This window comes from Agromyces capsici (assembly GCF_058349965.1).
The window spans coordinates 2,556,961-2,571,689 of sequence record NZ_JBYRET010000001.1; the positions used below are offsets into that span (position 1 = coordinate 2,556,961).

Below are 14,729 nucleotides of genomic sequence, written 5' to 3' on the forward strand. Positions count from 1 at the left end.
GGATGCGTCGCCACGGGGGTCCGCGGGCACCGCGCCGAGCACGATCGAGGGGTGGAACGCATCCGGAAGGTCCTCGACGGGATGGGCGGGATCGCCACGCGACGCCAGCTCGTCCGTCGGGGGTTCTCCGGCCGGCAGCTGACCGCGGCGGTTCGTGCCGGCGCGATCCGCCGTGTCCGGCGGGGGCATTACGCGACCCCTACCGCCGGCGTCGAGGCGCTCGCGGCCGTACGGCTCGGCGGCCGACTCGGCTGCATCAGCGCGATGAAGGCGCTGGGCCTCTGGTCGGGAAGCGGGACCTGCGTGCACGTCACCCTCCCCGCGAACGCCGCCCGACTCCGCACGAACGTGGCGCTGCGATCGCGCACGACCGCGCTCACACCCGACCGATTCCGCCTACCGGTCCTCCTGCACTGGACCGATGTCCCGGTCGGTGCACGGACATCGGGCACGGCGTGGCGCGTCGGGCTCCCGACCGCGCTGGCAGACGTCGCCGCGTGCGCATCCCGCCGCGACATCCGAGCGGCATTCGAGTCCGCCATCCATTCGGGCCGGATCGGTGCTGCTCGAGCCCAGCGACTGCTCGACGCGTCCCTGCCGCCGGGAGCACCTGCCATGCTGCTCAGCCGCAGGTCGGGGTCCGGTGCCGAATCCCACTTCGTCGAGGAACTGCTCGAACAGGGTCTCCATTTCGCTCAGCAGGTCGAGTTCGCCGGGGTCGGAAGGGTCGACTTCGTGGTCGAGGGTCGCCTGGTCGTCGAGATCGACGGTCACGAGTTCCATTCATCGAAGGAGCAGATCGAGGCGGATCGCGCACGCGACGCCGCGTTGCTCGCGCTCGGGTTGCCCACGCTGCGGATCCCTGCACGGATCGTCCTCGAGTCGCCCGCGGTGGCGGCCTCGATGTTGCGCGGCGCCGTCCGGGCGTTCGCGGAGAACGCTGCGGCCTGATCCCGCTCGAGTGCGTCAGGGCCGAGCATGGCCCGTTCCGCCGTGGCGCCGAACGCGACCGTGCGCATCGTCCGGGCATCCGGGCATCGACCCCGTTGCGTGACATCCGGCGTGTTCAAAATTCAGGATGCCGCGACGCATCGCCGATCCGGGAACGGTCGGAATTCAGGACCGCGGTCCGGAATCTCTCCGGTCGCGCGCGGAAAGTCGGGTGTGAAGCGGTGATCCACGCCGCCGCGTCCTGAATTCCGAACCTCGCGGACGGCGGCGCGTCCTGAATTCGGGTCGGCGGGCCGGGTCCGGGCGTCAGCCGTCGGCGGGCCGGGCCCGAGGGTCAGGCGTCGGCGGCGTCGGCGATCGACAGGAGCAGGTGGCCGCTCGAGACCGTGGTGCCCGGCTCGGCGTTGACGAGGCCGATGACGCCGTCCTTGTGGGCGACGATCGGCTGCTCCATCTTCATCGCCTCGAGCACCAGGACCAGGTCGCCCTTGACGACCTTGTCGCCCTCGGCGACGGCGACCTTGACGACCGTCGCCTGCATCGGCGCGGTCACGGCGTCGCCCGTGGCGGTGTCGACCGAGTGGTGCACGGCGCGACGGCGCGGTGCCGGGCCCGCGTTCGCGGAGCCCGACGGCACGCCCGCGAGGCGCTTCGGCAGCGAGACCTCGACCCGACGGCCGTCGACCTCGACGACGACGCTCGTGCGCGCGGCCGGCCCCTTGGACTGCTCGAGCTCGCCCGTCCACGGTTCGAGGGAGTTCTCGTACTCCGTCTCGATCCAGCGCGTGTACACCGAGAACGGCTCGTCGCCGGCGGGGGCGAAGGCGGGGTGGCTCACGATGTCGCGGTGGAACGGCAGCACCGTCGGGAGGCCGGCGACGTCGAACTCGTCGAGTGCGCGTCGGGCCCGCTCGAGCGCGTCGCGGCGCGTCGCCCCGGTCACGATGAGCTTGGCCAGCAGCGAGTCGAACGCGCCCGAGATCTCGTCGCCGCTCGTGACGCCCGAGTCGATGCGCACGCCGGGGCCGCCCGGGAAGCGCAGCTGGTGGATCGGGCCGGGCGCGGGCAGGAAGTTGCGGCCCGGGTCCTCGCCGTTGATGCGGAACTCGATCGAGTGCCCGGTGGTCTCGGGGTCGGGATAGTCGAGCACGCCGCCCTCGGCGAGTCGGAACTGCTCGCGCACGAGGTCGAGGCCCGTGACCTCCTCGGAGACTGGGTGCTCGACCTGCAGGCGCGTGTTCACCTCGAGGAACGAGACGGTGCCGTCCTGGCCGATGAGGAACTCGCACGTGCCGGCGCCGACGTAGCCGACCTCCTTGAGGATGGCCTTCGACGCCTCGTACAGCAGGAGGTTCTGCTCCTCGGTGAGGAACGGCGCCGGCGCCTCTTCCACGAGCTTCTGGTGGCGGCGCTGCAGCGAGCAGTCGCGGGTCGAGACGACGACGACGTTGCCGTGCTCGTCGGCCAGGCACTGGGTCTCGACGTGGCGCGGCTTGTCGAGGTACTTCTCGACGAAGCACTCGCCGCGGCCGAACGCCGCGACGGCCTCGCGCGTGGCGGACTCGAAGAGCTCGGCGACCTCGTCGCGCGTGCGGGCGACCTTGAGTCCGCGTCCGCCGCCGCCGAACGCGGCCTTGATCGCGACCGGCAGGCCGTGCACGTCGACGAACTCGAGCACCTCCGCCGCATCGGCCACCGGGTTGAGGGTGCCGGGCGCGAGCGGCGCGCCGACCTTCTCGGCGACGTGACGGGCCGAGACCTTGTCACCGAGGCGCTCGATGGCCTCGGGCGAGGGCCCGATCCACACGAGGCCGGCGGCGATGACCGCGCGGGCGAAGTCGGGGTTCTCGGCGAGGAAGCCGTAGCCGGGGTGGACGGCGTCGGCGCCGGAGCGGCGGGCGACCGAGAGGAGCTTGTCGATGACGAGGTACGTCTCGGCGCTCGTGGTGCCGTCGAGCGCGTACGCCTCGTCGGCGAGCTTGACGTGGCGGGCGTCGCGGTCCTGGTCGGCGTAGACCGCGACCGACCCGATACCCGCGTCGCGAGCTGCGCGGATGACGCGGACGGCGATCTCTCCACGGTTGGCGATGAGGACCTTCGTGATGCGACGCATGATCCCCAAGCCTATTGGGGGATGCCCAACGGCCTTTGGGCGCGGTCCACAAAAAAGGCGCGAGAGGGTGTCGTTCAGCGACAAGGGACGGATGGCGCGGCGCGCGTTTCGGCCGATCGCGGCGGGGTTCCCGCCTCGATCAGCGCAGGTCCCAGAGGTCGGTCCACCGCACGCCGAGCTCGTGGACGAGCTCGCGCAGGGTCGAGAGCGACAGCCCGACGACCGTGGAGGGGTCGCCGGTGACCGACCGGATGAACGGTCCGCCGAGGCTGTCGACCGTGAACGCCCCCGCGACCGCGAGCGGCTCGCCGGTCGCGACGTACGCGTCGATCTCCGCATCGTCGAGGCGCGCGAACTCGACGACGGCCGACGACGGCCGCCCGGCGGCCGCGCGGGGCGCGCCGCCCCGGTGGTCGATCAGCCAGTGCCCCGACCAGAGCACGCCGGAGCGGCCGTTCTGGCGCGCCCACCGCTCGCGCGCGACCTCGGGGCGGTGCGGCTTGCCGAACAGCTCCCCGTCCACGAGGAACGCCGAGTCGCCGCCGAGCACGAGCCCGTCGATCGGGCGCCCGTCGACGTCGCGTCCGACGATCGCCTCGGCCTTGCGCTGCGCGAGCAACTGCACGAGCTCGTCCGGAGCGAGCGGGCCGTGCCCGGCCTCGTGCGCGGCCACCGCGGCCTCCTCGTCGACGCCGGGCGCGACGAGCAGCGGCTCGACGCCCGCCTGTCGCAGGAGCTGCCGGCGCGCGGGGGACGTGGACGCGAGGTAGAGGCGCATGCCCCCATCCTGCCGGTCCGCACGCCCGGCCGTGCCTGCCGGCCGCCGCGACCCGGTGTGGGATGCTCGGATGATGGCACAGTCACGTCGACGTCGCCCGGCGCGCCGTCCCTCGGCGGGCGGTCGCCGTCCCGTCGCGCGTCCGGCCGAGCCCGGGCCCCTGCTCGAGCTCGACGTCGAGCGCATCGCGCACGGCGGCGTCGCCGTCGCGCACCACGACGGGCGTGTCGTGTTCGTCGCCGACGCGATCCCGGGCGAGCGGGTCGTCGCGCAGGTCGTCGACGCCGGTCGCGAGCGATTCTGGCGTGCCGAGACGATCGAGGTGCTGCGTGCCTCGCCGGACCGTCGGGAGCACGTCTGGCCCGAGGCATCCGTCGACCGCGCCGCCGAGCACCGCGCCGGCGGAGCCGAGTTCGGCCACATCACGATGCCCCGGCAGCGTGCGCTGAAGGCCGACGTGCTGCGCGACGCGCTCGCGCGCATGGGCGGGGTCGAGCTCGACGTGGTCGTCGAGCCGGTCGATCCGGCCGTCGCGCCGGGCGTCGACGTCGACTCGGGCACGCACTGGCGCACGCGCGTGCGCCTGCACGTCGCGTCCGACGGCACCGTGGGCCCGTACGCCGCGCGCAGCCACACCGTCGTGCCCGTGACCTCGCTCCCGCTCGCCGTCGCCGAGCTCGAGGCCATCGCACCGCTCGCGGGCACGCTGCAGGGCGCCACGGCCGTCGACCTCGTCGCGCCGTCCGACGGGCAGCCGCAGGTCGTCGTCCGCTTCCTCGACGACCGGAGCAACCGGGTGCGGGGCGGGGCGCCGACCGTCGTCGAGCTCGTGGGGGAGCGCCGCTTCACCGTGGATCGCGACGGCTTCTGGCAGGTGCACCGCGGTGCCGCCGCGACGCTGACCGCGGCCGTCCAGGACCTCGTCGATCCCGCGCGCTTCGACCCGGCGGCCGAGAACCAGGACCTCTACGGCGGCGTCGGCCTGCTCGCGGCCGCGGTCGGCGACCGCTTCGGCCCGTCGGTGCACATCACGACCGTCGAGGCCGACGCCCGTGCGACCGAGCACGCCGGCGCGAACCTCGCCGACTGGGTCGGCGCCCGCGCGACGACCGCGCGCGTCGACCGCCACCTCGACGAGCTGGCCGCCGCGCCGGATGCCGCGACGCGCGGCCTCCGCGGTGCGACCGTGGTGCTCGACCCGCCGCGGTCCGGTGCGGGGCGCGCCGTCGTCGACCGGCTCGCCGCGCTGCGGCCCGCGCAGGTCGTGTACGTGGCGTGCGACCCGGTGGCGCTCGCCCGCGACGTCGGACTGTTCCGGGCGCACGGCTTCGAGCTCGAGGCCATCCGCGCCTTCGACCTCTTCCCGAACACGCACCACGTCGAGGCGGTCGCCCGGCTGGCGGCTATCGTGTGAGGACGGCGCTGCGCCGAATGGACCGGGGAATCGGATGACGGGGGAGGCCGAGTGACCGAGGACGCCGAGGCCGCCGAGGCCGACCGCCCGCGCACGAGCGTGGCCATCGTCGACGATCACGAGGCGGTGCGCCTCGGGCTGCGCGCGGCCTGCCGCGACGCGGGATACGAGGTCGTCGCCGACACCGCCGACGTGCCCACGCTGCTCGCCGCGTTCGAGGACCCGGTGATCGAGCCGCCACGGGTCGTGCTGCTCGACCTCTCGCTGGGCGACGGGTCGAGCGTGACCGACAACGTGCACGCGGTGCTCGCGTCGGGCAGCCAGGTGCTCGTGCACAGCATCGCCGATCGGGTCGCAGCGGTCCGCGAGGCGCTCGCGGCGGGCGCGGCGGGCGTCATCCCGAAGTCCTCGCCGACCTCGGCCGTCATCGCGGCGATCGCGACCGTCGCCCGCGGCGAGGCGCTGAACAACGTCGAGTGGGCGAGCGCGATCGAGGCCGACCGCGACTTCGCGAAGGCCCAGCTCGGGCGGCGCGAGCGCGACGTGCTGCACCTGTACGCGTCGGGGCTCCCGCTCAAGCTCGTCGCGCAGCAGCTCGGCATCGCGCACTCCACCGCGCGCGAGTACCTCGACCGGATCCGCGCCAAGTACGTCGAGGTCGGCCGCCCCGCCCCGACCAAGGTCGACCTGCTCCGGCGGGCCGTGGAGGACGGCATCCTGCCGGGCCTCGACGCCGAGGCCGGTGATGGCCGCCGCTGACTGGACGGCGGGTCAGCTCGTCCCGCGCCGCGCGGCCGTGAGCCGCGCCCAGGTCGAGACCGTCTCCGGTCGCGCCGTCGGCGCGTTCGGCCTCGTGTTCGGTGCGCAGACCGTGCCCGACGCGATCGCCCAGTCGGAGGCGCTCGCCCCCGGCGCGGGCGCGGCGATGATGGCCGTGCTGTACGGCGCGATCGCCACGCTCGCGGCGGCGGCGTTCACCCGCATCGCGGTACGCGGCGCGGCGATCGCCTTCGCGGCGCTCTACGCGGTCGCGCTGGCGCTCTGGCCGCTCCTGGTGGTCGACGCCGCCGTCATGGCGGGCGAGGCGCCGTGGCTGTACGTGCTCTGCACCGTCGCGACGACGGCGGCCGTGGTCGGCCTGCCCACCGTCCCCGCGGCGGCCTATACCGTCGCCGTGCCCGCCATCTACGGCATGGTGCGGCTGAGCCCATCGGGCGGGCAGGCCCCGCCGTTGCTCGCCGTGCTCGACACGCTCTACGCCGTCATCCTCGGCTCAGTGACGCTGATCATCATCACGATGCTGCGACAGGCCGCGGAGGCGGTCGATGCCGCGCAGGAGGCGGCGCTGCAGCGGTACGACGTCGTCGCCCGGCAGCATGCGAACGAGATCGAGCGGGTCAAGGTCGACTCGCTCGTGCACGACAGCGTGCTCACCACGCTGCTGTCGGCGGCCGCGGCACGATCCGAACCCGAGCGCGCACTCGCGTCCCGCATGGCGGCGGATGCGCTGCGCCGGCTCGACGAGGCCGCCGTGGAGGTGCCTGGCGCGGCCGACCGCGCCGACCTGTCGGTGCTCGCCCGTCGGCTGCGGTCGGCGGTCACCGGGTTCTCGGCGCCGTTCATCGTGCACGTGGTCGACACGAGCGGTGTGGAACTGCCCGTCGAAGCCGTCGACGCGTTGTCCTCGGCCGCGCTTCAGGCGATGGTCAACAGCGTGCAGCACGCCGACGGCCCGGTCGGGCGCGTCCGGCGCGAGCTGGAGATCCGCGGCGTCGGTGCGGGCGGGTGCGTGATCGAGGTCTCCGACAACGGGCGAGGGTTCGTGCCCGAGGAGGTGCCTCCGGGCCGGCTCGGGCTCCGCGTCTCCATCGAGGAGCGGGTCGCGGGCGCCGGCGGCTCCGCGAGGATCGAGTCCACGCCGGGGCGCGGGACCCGCGTGACGTTGGCCTGGCCGGCCGGAGCGGACGCGGGTGCCGCATGATCTCCGTCCCCCGCTGGCTCCTGCTCGTCCTCGCGGCGATGTTCTCCGCGTACCACGTGGTCCTCGGGATCTACTCGCTCGGCATTCCCGCGTCGCCGTGGCCGACCGTGGTCGCCCTCGCACTGTACGCCGTCGCCACCGGGCTCAGCCTTTGGCCGGCCGGCCATGCGCGGATGCCCGACTGGCTCGCCGCGGCGAACCTCGCCGTGAGCATCGTGCTGCCGCTGCTGGTGACGAGCCAGCTCGATCCCGCCGACGACGACCTCGGCTACGCCACCTGGTACGTGGCCGCGGTCGGCACGCTCATGACCATCACGGCGGCCCGCCGGCATCTCATCGCGGCGTGGCTCGGCGTCATCGCGCTCGCCGTCCAGACCGTCGTGTGGGCCGGTCCGCTGGCCCTCGGCACGCTCGGCGTGGTCGGCAGCATCGTGTGGGTGGCGATCGCGCACATGCTCTCGGCGGCGCTCGCGAACGCCGCGCGCGCCACGCGTCGGTACGCGCAGGCCGAACGGGAGGCGGCGGCCTGGCAGGCCGCGCAGGACGCGCACCTCTTCGAGGGGCGGATGCGCCTCGCCCAGACCCAGCGCATCGCGGCGCCCATGCTCCGCCGCATCGCGGAGACCGGGACCGGCGCGGCCCAGGCACTGACCGACGACGAACGGCGCGAGTGCCGCACGCTCGAGGCGGCGATCCGCGACGAGATCCGCGGGCGGATGCTGCTGACCGACGCCGTGCGCCAGGCGGTCAAGCGCGCCCGCGATCGGGGTGCGACCGTGACCCTGCTCGACGAGGGCGGCATCGACGACCTCGACGAGGCGGCCCGCGATCGCGTGCTCTCCCAGCTCGCCGACGCGCTCGACACGACGAGCGCCGACCGCGTGATCGCACGCACCGCGGCCGAGAGTTCGCCCGTCGCCGTCACGGTCGTCGGGCTCCGCGGCGCCGGCGTCGACGAGGTCGCGATGTCGGAGGACGCCGAAGTCGAGCTCTGGATGGAGATCCCGAGGGCGGGCTGACCGTCGCGACGACCGCATCGACCGCGACACGGGAGGCGCCCGGACCGCCCCGCGACATGGAAGCGGGGGGTCGGCCCCTACCGACCCCCCAGCAAGCCCGAGTCACGGCGACAACCCGAATATCGCCCTGACTCGCCCCCAGAGCGCCACCGGTTACCCAGCCGGTGACGAGACGGCCTCTCGAAGAGGACCGTACGACCATGGTACGGCTCGGCAGCGCCGTGCGAAGTCAGCATTTCGGGGGACAACGGGGGGACCGGATGCCGACCCGCGAGCCACCGGGACGCCGGATCGGGCGTCCTGACGGCCGCGAACGATCATCGGCCGGGGGACAGTGTCGCGTCAGCGCGCCGAGTACGCCCATCGCCGCGGGCCGACCTCGATGGGAGGCCGCACGGCGGTGCGCGGGTGCGCCCATGCGCTGCGCGCGGCGGGCGGCGGGACCGCCCGCTCCTCGTGCACCGCGGCGACGAGGACGGCGGTGACCGCCGCGGCCTCCTCGGCGGAGACGTTGCGGGTCAGGAACTTCAGGTCGATCGACTCGGCGCCGTTCGGCTCGCCCGGTGCGGTGGTCATGACTCGCCTCCTAGAGCGGGATGTTGCCGTGCTTCTTGGGCGGCAGGCTCGCGCGCTTGGTGCGCAGCGCCCGCAGCGCCTTGGTCACCGAGACGCGCGTCGCCGCGGGCTCGATCACGCCGTCGAGCTCGCCGCGCTCGGCGGCGAGGAACGGCGAGGCCACGTTGTAGGTGTACTCGTTGGCGAGCCTCGTGCGCACCGCGGCGACATCCTCGCCGGCTTCTTCGGCTCGCTTGATCTCGCCGCGGTAGAGGATGTTGACCGCGCCCTGGCCGCCCATGACCGCGATCTCGGCCGTCGGCCAGGCGAGGTTGATGTCGGCGCCGAGCTGCTTGGAGCCCATGACGATGTACGCGCCGCCGTACGCCTTGCGGGTGATCACCGTCACGAGCGGCACGGTCGCCTCGGCGTAGGCGTAGAGGAGCTTCGCGCCGCGCCGGATGACGCCCGTCCACTCCTGGTCGGTGCCGGGCAGGTACCCGGGCACGTCGACCAGCGTGAGGATCGGGATCGAGAACGCGTCGCAGAACCGCACGAAGCGCGAGGCCTTCTCGCCGGCGGCGATGTTCAGCGTGCCCGCCATCTGGCTCGGCTGGTTCGCGATGATGCCGACCGAGCGGCCCTCGACGCGCGCGAAGCCGACGACGATGTTCGGCGCGAACAGCGGCTGCACTTCGAGGAAGTCGCCGTGGTCGACGATGCCCTCGATGACCGAGTGCATGTCGTACGGCTGGTTCGGGGAGTCGGGGATGACGGTGTTGAGCCGGCGGTCCTCGTCGGTGACCTCGAGCTCGACCTCGGCCTCGTAGACCGGCGCCTCCGACATGTTGTTGTCGGGCAGGAACGACACGAGCGTGCGCGCGTAGTCGAGCGCGTCGGACTCGTCGCTCGCGAGGTAGTGCGCCACGCCCGAGATCGTGTTGTGGGTGAGCGCGCCGCCGAGCTCCTCCATGCCGACGTCCTCGCCGGTGACGGTCTTGATGACGTCGGGGCCGGTGACGAACATCTGGCTGGTCTTGTCGACCATGATCACGAAGTCGGTGAGCGCGGGGGAGTACACCGCGCCGCCCGCGGCCGGGCCGCACACGATCGAGATCTGCGGGATGACGCCGGACGCGGCGGTGTTGCGCCGGAAGATCTCGCCGTACTTGCCGAGCGCGACCACGCCCTCCTGGATGCGCGCGCCGCCCGAGTCGAGGATGCCGATGATCGGCACGCCGGTCTTCAGCGCGAGTTCCATGACCTTGATGATCTTCTCGCCCGCGACCTCGCCGAGCGAGCCGCCGAAGATGGTGAAGTCCTGCGAGTACACCGCGACCTGGCGCCCGTGGATGGTGCCGGTGCCGGTGACGACCGCGTCGCCGTAGGGGCGCTTCTTGTCCATGCCGAACGCGTGCGTGCGGTGCCGCACGAACTCGTCGAGCTCGACGAACGAGCCGGGGTCGAGCAGCTCGGCGATGCGCTCGCGCGCGGTCATCTTGCCCTTGGCGTGCTGCTTCTCGACAGCCGCCTCGCCGGAGGCCGTCACGGCCTCGTGGTAGCGCTGCTTGAGGTCGGCGAGCTTGCCTGCGGTGGTCGAGAGGTCGGGGCCGTCGGTCGTCGATTCGGTCACGCGGTTCACTCTACCGGCGCCCATCCGGGCCGGTTCGTTGACGGATTCCCACAAAAAGGTCTCGGCTCGTGGTGATGATCGCCACGCGGCGCCGCCCGCGGACACTACCCTGAGGGCGACGGACGGGAGATCGGCATGGAGTGGGAGCGGTCGCGTGCGGTCGTGCCGCGGTTCGAATGGCTCGAGACCACCGGGTCCACCAACGACGTGCTGCGCGAGGCGGCGACCGGGGCGGAGGCCTCGGCGTGGCCGCACGGTTCGGCGGTCGTGACCGACGACCAGACGAGGGGGCGCGGGCGGCTCGGGCGCACCTGGCTGGCACCGACCGGCAAGACCCTCGCCATCTCGGTGCTGCTGCGCCCGGGCGAGGCGGGCGGTGCGCCGCTCGCCCCCGAGGCGTACGGCTGGCTCCCGCTGATCGCCGGGGTCGCGATGACCGAGGCGGTGCGTGGCGCGGTCGCCGCGACATCCGCCGCACCCGACGACGAGGACGACGGGACCGGTCTGATCGAGGTCGAGCTCAAGTGGCCGAACGACGTGCTCATCTCGGGCTACAAGGTGTGCGGCATCCTCTCGGAGCTCGTCGCCGACGGCACGGTGGTCGTCGGGGCCGGGCTCAACCTCACGCTCGATGAGCATGACCTGCCGACGCTGACCTCGACGTCGCTGCAGCTCGTCACCGGACGGCGGCCCGACGGCGACGCCGTGCTCGCGGACTACCTCGCGCGGCTGCTCGACCTCGTCGGCGGCTTCGTCGCGGCAGGCGGTGACGCCGTCGCGAGCGGGGTGGCGGCGCGGGTCGGCGCCGCGTGCGGCACGCTCGGCCAGGAGGTCCGCGTCGAACTCCCCGGCGGCGGCGAGCTGCTCGGACTCGCGGAGCGCCTCGACGAGGACGGCCGCCTCGTCGTCCGCGACCGCGAGAACGGCGAGGAGCACGCCGTCGCCGCAGGCGACGTCACGCACCTGCGGTATTAATGGGCCTATGGGGGAGGCGAGTACCGCGCCCGTGACGGCGCCCGAGGAGCGCGTCGTGGCGAGGCTGCGCCGGCACGGCCGGGCGCTCACGCTGCCCGCGCTCCTGCTCATCGCCACGGCCGGCGGCGTGGCCTACCTCCTGCCGGCGCTCGTGGGCTGGCCCCGGCTCGCGGTGATGATCGGCGCGGCGCTCGTCGTGGTGCTCGGGTGCGCGCTGCCCTACCTCGCGTGGCTGACCTCGCGAACGACGATCACCACGCGCCGGGTGATCGTCCGGCGCGGGCTGTTCGTCCGCGTCCGCCGTGAGCTCTGGCACCGGCGCGGCTACGACGTCCAGGTGAGCCGGTCGTGGATCCAGGGCGTGATCGGTTCGGGCGACGTGCGGCTCGAGACCGGCCACGAGGTGCCCGTGGTCGTGCCCGACGTGCCCGCGCCGCTCGCCGTGCAGGCAGCCCTCCACGAGCTGATGGCGGAGTCGCACTCGCTCGGCGGTCCGTCCGTCGGACCGTCCGCGCCGATCGACGGCGACACCACCTCCTGGGGCGGGCGCTGAGGCCTCGCGTGCGATCTCCCCGGCGGAAGCGCGTACTGTAGTCGGGCGGCGCGCGCCCGGCGTGCCGGGCGAGAAAGGCACCACCACTTGGGCGAGGAATGCATCCACGGGTTCGACGAGGGTCTCTGCGCGATCTGCTCCCCGCCGCCAGAGCCCGAGACGCCACCGCGGGCACGACCGTCGCGTCCGGCGGGCGTCGCGCGCTCGACGCGCACCCCGGCACCCGCACGCGCACCGCGCGTCGCCGGAGCCTCGGCCCCGCCCGTCGACGCGGGTGCCACGCGCCTCTACCACGTCACGCACATCGAGAACCTCGGTCGCATCCTCGGGGCGGGGGCACTGCTCGCCGACGCCGGGGATCCGCCCGCATCGCCCGTGGTCGACCTGGCCGCGCCGGCCGCGCGGGCCTACCGACGGAGCGCCACGGTCGGCGACTCGGGCGCCCACGTGGCCGAGTACGTGCCGTTCCTGCTCTCCACCGACGCGCACGTGTGGGATGCGATCCGCACCGGCACGCCCGACCCGCGCCTGGCCGACGAGGCCGTGCGCCGCCCCACCGCCGACCACGTGCTGCTGGTGACCTCGGTCGCCGCGGCCGCCGGAGCCCGGTTGCAGGCGCCCGGCGAGGTGGCGGTCAGTGAGACGGATGCCGCGGTCGGCGGCGCCGCGTTCGCCGCCACGTGGCCCGAGGCCGACCGGGCGATCGTGCGACTCACGCTCGCCGACGAGGGTGCGGGTCTGCGCGCCGCGGAGGTGCTCGTGCGCGGCAGCGTGCCCCTCGAGCGCATCGCGCTCATCGCGGTCGCGAACGATCGCGTGCGCGATCGGGTCCGCGCGGCGCTGCAGGCCGTCGGCGTGAAGGTGCGCGTCGCGGTCTACCCGCCGTGGTTCCTCGGCGGGGCCGAGTAGTCCTCGACTCCGTCGGGACCGGGACCGGGGCCGGGACCGGGATCGCGGGACCGGGCCTCGCCGCCGCCGATCGGCGCCGCCTCGAGCGGCGCCGCCTCGAGCGGTGGCTCCTCGAAGAGCGAGCGCTGCGCCTCCTCGACGCGGGCGAGGTTCGAGAGCCCGTCGGAGCGGTGGTGGCCGAACACCCAGTAGCGGTAGAGGAAGAACCGGAATGCGGTGCCGAGCGCCAGGCCGATCACGTTCGTCGAGATGTTGTCGGCCAGCAGGCTGGTGAACCCCAGCAGGTGATGGCTGATCCACAGGCAGGCGAGCGAGATCGCCATGCCGCCGACCGATACGATGGCGTACTCGGCGAACTCCCGGAGGGCGTGGCGCCGCCGGTGCCGCCGGAAGGTCCAGTACCGGTTGCCGAGCCAGTTGAACATGATCGCGACGCTCGTCGAGATGGTCTTCGCGCCGATCGCCGACTGCGCCCAGGTCCCCTCGCCGAACACGCCCACGCGCAGCGCGTTGAACAGCGCGATGTCGATCACGAAGCCGATCAGGCCGACGACGCCGAACTTGACGAGGTAGGCCAGGAACCCGTGCCATGCCCGGGACGCGAGCGTGCGGAGGGTGGCGGACACCCCCCCCGATCCTAGCGAGCGGCGCCCCGTAGACTGGGGTGTCGCGGCGCACGGGGCGCTGCGGGAACGGACGGTTCGGACCGGTGCGAGTCGGAGTGATCGGCGCAGGGCAGCTCGCGCGAATGATGATCCCCGCGGCGATCGAGCTCGGCGTCGAGCTCCGGGTGCTCGCCGAGGATGAGGGCATGGCCGCGGCGCTCGCGGCCGAGCGGGTCGGCGACTACACCGATGCCGGGACCGTGCTCGCCTTCGCGCGAGAGGTCGACGTGGTGACCTTCGACCACGAGCACGTCCCGCAGGACGTGCTGCGGGCCCTCGTCGACGCGGGCGTGCCCGTGCGTCCGGGGCCCGACGCGCTCCGCTACGCGCAGGACAAGCTGCTCATGCGCGCCCGGCTCGACGAGCTCGGCCTGCCCGTGCCGGAATGGGCGCGCGTCACGACACCTGACGAGCTCGACGTGTTCATCGCCGACCACGGCGGCACGGCGGTGGTCAAGACGCCGCGCGGCGGCTACGACGGCAAGGGCGTGCGCGTCGTCCGCGGTGCGGGCGAGGTGGCCGAGTGGTTCGCCGCGGCGGGCGAGGACGGCCGCGAGGGCGCCCTGCTCGTCGAGGAGCTCGTCGACTTCCGCCGCGAGCTGGCGCAGCTCGTCGCGCGCCGTCCCTCGGGCGAGGTCGCGGCCTGGCCGCTCGCCGAGACCCTGCAGGTCGGCGGCGTGTGCAGCGAGGTCATCGCCCCGGCACCGCACGCGGCGGGCCGGCTGGCCGAGGTCGCGGCCGACGTCGCGATCGCGGTCGCGGAGGGGCTCGGCGTCACGGGCGTGCTCGCCGTCGAGATGTTCGAGACCACCGACGATCGCGTGCTCGTGAACGAGCTCGCCATGCGCCCGCACAACTCGGGCCACTGGACCATGGACGGCTCGACCACGAGCCAGTTCGAGCAGCACCTGCGTGCGGTGCTCGACCTGCCGCTCGGCGGCACCGGATGCCACGACGAGTGGTCCGTGATGGTGAACCTGCTCGGCGGCCCCGCCGAGGGCTCGCTCACCGACCGGTACGCCGACGCGCTCACGGGGCACCCGACCGTGAAGATCCACAACTACGGCAAGGCGCCGCGCCCGGGCCGCAAGGTCGGCCACGTCACCGCGATCGGGCCCGACCTCGACCAGGCCGTCTACGAGGCGCGTGCCGCGGCGGCCGCACTGCAGGACTGAGCCTCGCG

The 14,729-nt window shown here is 73.7% G+C and carries 14 protein-coding genes; 9 read left to right on the forward strand and 5 right to left on the reverse strand.

Translation table 11 applies throughout. The annotated features are described in order from the left end of the window. Positions 1 to 51 precede the first annotated feature (51 nt). Positions 52 to 951: a type IV toxin-antitoxin system AbiEi family antitoxin domain-containing protein gene (locus AC3RKB_RS11925; protein ID WP_491436360.1), complete on the forward strand. Its 900-nt coding sequence runs from the start codon at positions 52 to 54 to the stop codon at positions 949 to 951. Positions 952 to 1,285: 334 nt separating this feature from the next. On the opposite strand, the gene AC3RKB_RS11930 is transcribed toward AC3RKB_RS11925, so the two are convergent. Continuing rightward, positions 1,286 to 3,064, reverse strand: a complete 1,779-nt coding sequence (locus AC3RKB_RS11930) for an acetyl/propionyl/methylcrotonyl-CoA carboxylase subunit alpha (RefSeq protein WP_491436361.1) — start codon at positions 3,062 to 3,064, stop codon at positions 1,286 to 1,288. A 139-nt stretch (positions 3,065 to 3,203) separates the two neighbouring features. Beyond that, positions 3,204 to 3,842: a Maf family protein gene (locus AC3RKB_RS11935; protein WP_491436362.1), complete on the reverse strand. Its 639-nt coding sequence runs from the start codon at positions 3,840 to 3,842 to the stop codon at positions 3,204 to 3,206. A 73-nt stretch (positions 3,843 to 3,915) separates the two neighbouring features. On the opposite strand from AC3RKB_RS11935, the gene AC3RKB_RS11940 reads away from it, so the two are divergent. Genes AC3RKB_RS11940 through AC3RKB_RS11955 form a run of 4 tightly spaced genes read left to right on the forward strand, consistent with a single transcriptional unit; the run spans position 3,916 to position 8,256 of the window. Next, positions 3,916 to 5,256, forward strand: a complete 1,341-nt coding sequence (locus AC3RKB_RS11940; RefSeq protein ID WP_491436363.1) for a class I SAM-dependent RNA methyltransferase — start codon at positions 3,916 to 3,918, stop codon at positions 5,254 to 5,256. 51 nt (positions 5,257 to 5,307) lie between these two features. Then, positions 5,308 to 6,015 carry a response regulator transcription factor gene (locus AC3RKB_RS11945; protein ID WP_491436364.1) on the forward strand — a complete coding sequence of 236 codons (708 nt, stop codon included), beginning with the start codon at positions 5,308 to 5,310 and terminating at the stop codon, positions 6,013 to 6,015. Further along, a complete protein-coding gene (locus AC3RKB_RS11950) occupies positions 6,002 to 7,237 on the forward strand; it encodes a sensor histidine kinase (RefSeq protein ID WP_491436365.1) in 1,236 nt (411 codons plus the stop codon). The genes AC3RKB_RS11945 and AC3RKB_RS11950 overlap by 14 nt, the downstream gene beginning before the upstream one ends. After that, complete coding sequence (locus AC3RKB_RS11955) at positions 7,234 to 8,256, forward strand: DUF8320 family protein (RefSeq protein WP_491436366.1); 1,023 nt, start codon at positions 7,234 to 7,236, stop codon at positions 8,254 to 8,256. Before AC3RKB_RS11950 ends, AC3RKB_RS11955 begins: the two co-directional genes overlap by 4 nt. A gap of 342 nt (positions 8,257 to 8,598) precedes the next feature. On the opposite strand, the gene AC3RKB_RS11960 is transcribed toward AC3RKB_RS11955, so the two are convergent. Next, positions 8,599 to 8,832, reverse strand: a complete 234-nt coding sequence (locus AC3RKB_RS11960; RefSeq protein ID WP_491436367.1) for an acyl-CoA carboxylase epsilon subunit — start codon at positions 8,830 to 8,832, stop codon at positions 8,599 to 8,601. A gap of 10 nt (positions 8,833 to 8,842) precedes the next feature. Further along, on the reverse strand, positions 8,843 to 10,468 hold the full coding sequence (locus tag AC3RKB_RS11965; protein WP_491436368.1) for an acyl-CoA carboxylase subunit beta: 1,626 nt from the start codon (positions 10,466 to 10,468) through the stop codon (positions 8,843 to 8,845). Positions 10,469 to 10,579: 111 nt separating this feature from the next. Here AC3RKB_RS11965 and AC3RKB_RS11970 point away from each other — a divergent pair, with 111 nt between their 5' ends. From AC3RKB_RS11970 to AC3RKB_RS11980, 3 genes are all read left to right on the forward strand, one after another. Then, a complete protein-coding gene (locus AC3RKB_RS11970; protein WP_491436369.1) occupies positions 10,580 to 11,419 on the forward strand; it encodes a biotin--[acetyl-CoA-carboxylase] ligase in 840 nt (279 codons plus the stop codon). Positions 11,420 to 11,426: 7 nt separating this feature from the next. Then, the gene (locus AC3RKB_RS11975) at positions 11,427 to 11,972 is read left to right on the forward strand and encodes a PH domain-containing protein (RefSeq protein ID WP_491436370.1); all 546 of its coding nucleotides are present in this window, start codon (positions 11,427 to 11,429) and stop codon (positions 11,970 to 11,972) included. A gap of 87 nt (positions 11,973 to 12,059) precedes the next feature. Further along, complete coding sequence (locus AC3RKB_RS11980; RefSeq protein WP_491436371.1) at positions 12,060 to 12,881, forward strand: DarT ssDNA thymidine ADP-ribosyltransferase family protein; 822 nt, start codon at positions 12,060 to 12,062, stop codon at positions 12,879 to 12,881. On the opposite strand, the gene AC3RKB_RS11985 is transcribed toward AC3RKB_RS11980, so the two are convergent. Further along, positions 12,848 to 13,507 carry a GtrA family protein gene (locus tag AC3RKB_RS11985; RefSeq protein WP_491436372.1) on the reverse strand — a complete coding sequence of 220 codons (660 nt, stop codon included), beginning with the start codon at positions 13,505 to 13,507 and terminating at the stop codon, positions 12,848 to 12,850. The two genes, AC3RKB_RS11980 and AC3RKB_RS11985, sit on opposite strands and share 34 nt — an antisense overlap. 83 nt (positions 13,508 to 13,590) lie before the next feature. On the opposite strand from AC3RKB_RS11985, the gene AC3RKB_RS11990 reads away from it, so the two are divergent. After that, positions 13,591 to 14,721 carry a 5-(carboxyamino)imidazole ribonucleotide synthase gene (locus AC3RKB_RS11990; protein WP_491436373.1) on the forward strand — a complete coding sequence of 377 codons (1,131 nt, stop codon included), beginning with the start codon at positions 13,591 to 13,593 and terminating at the stop codon, positions 14,719 to 14,721. Positions 14,722 to 14,729 lie beyond the last annotated feature (8 nt).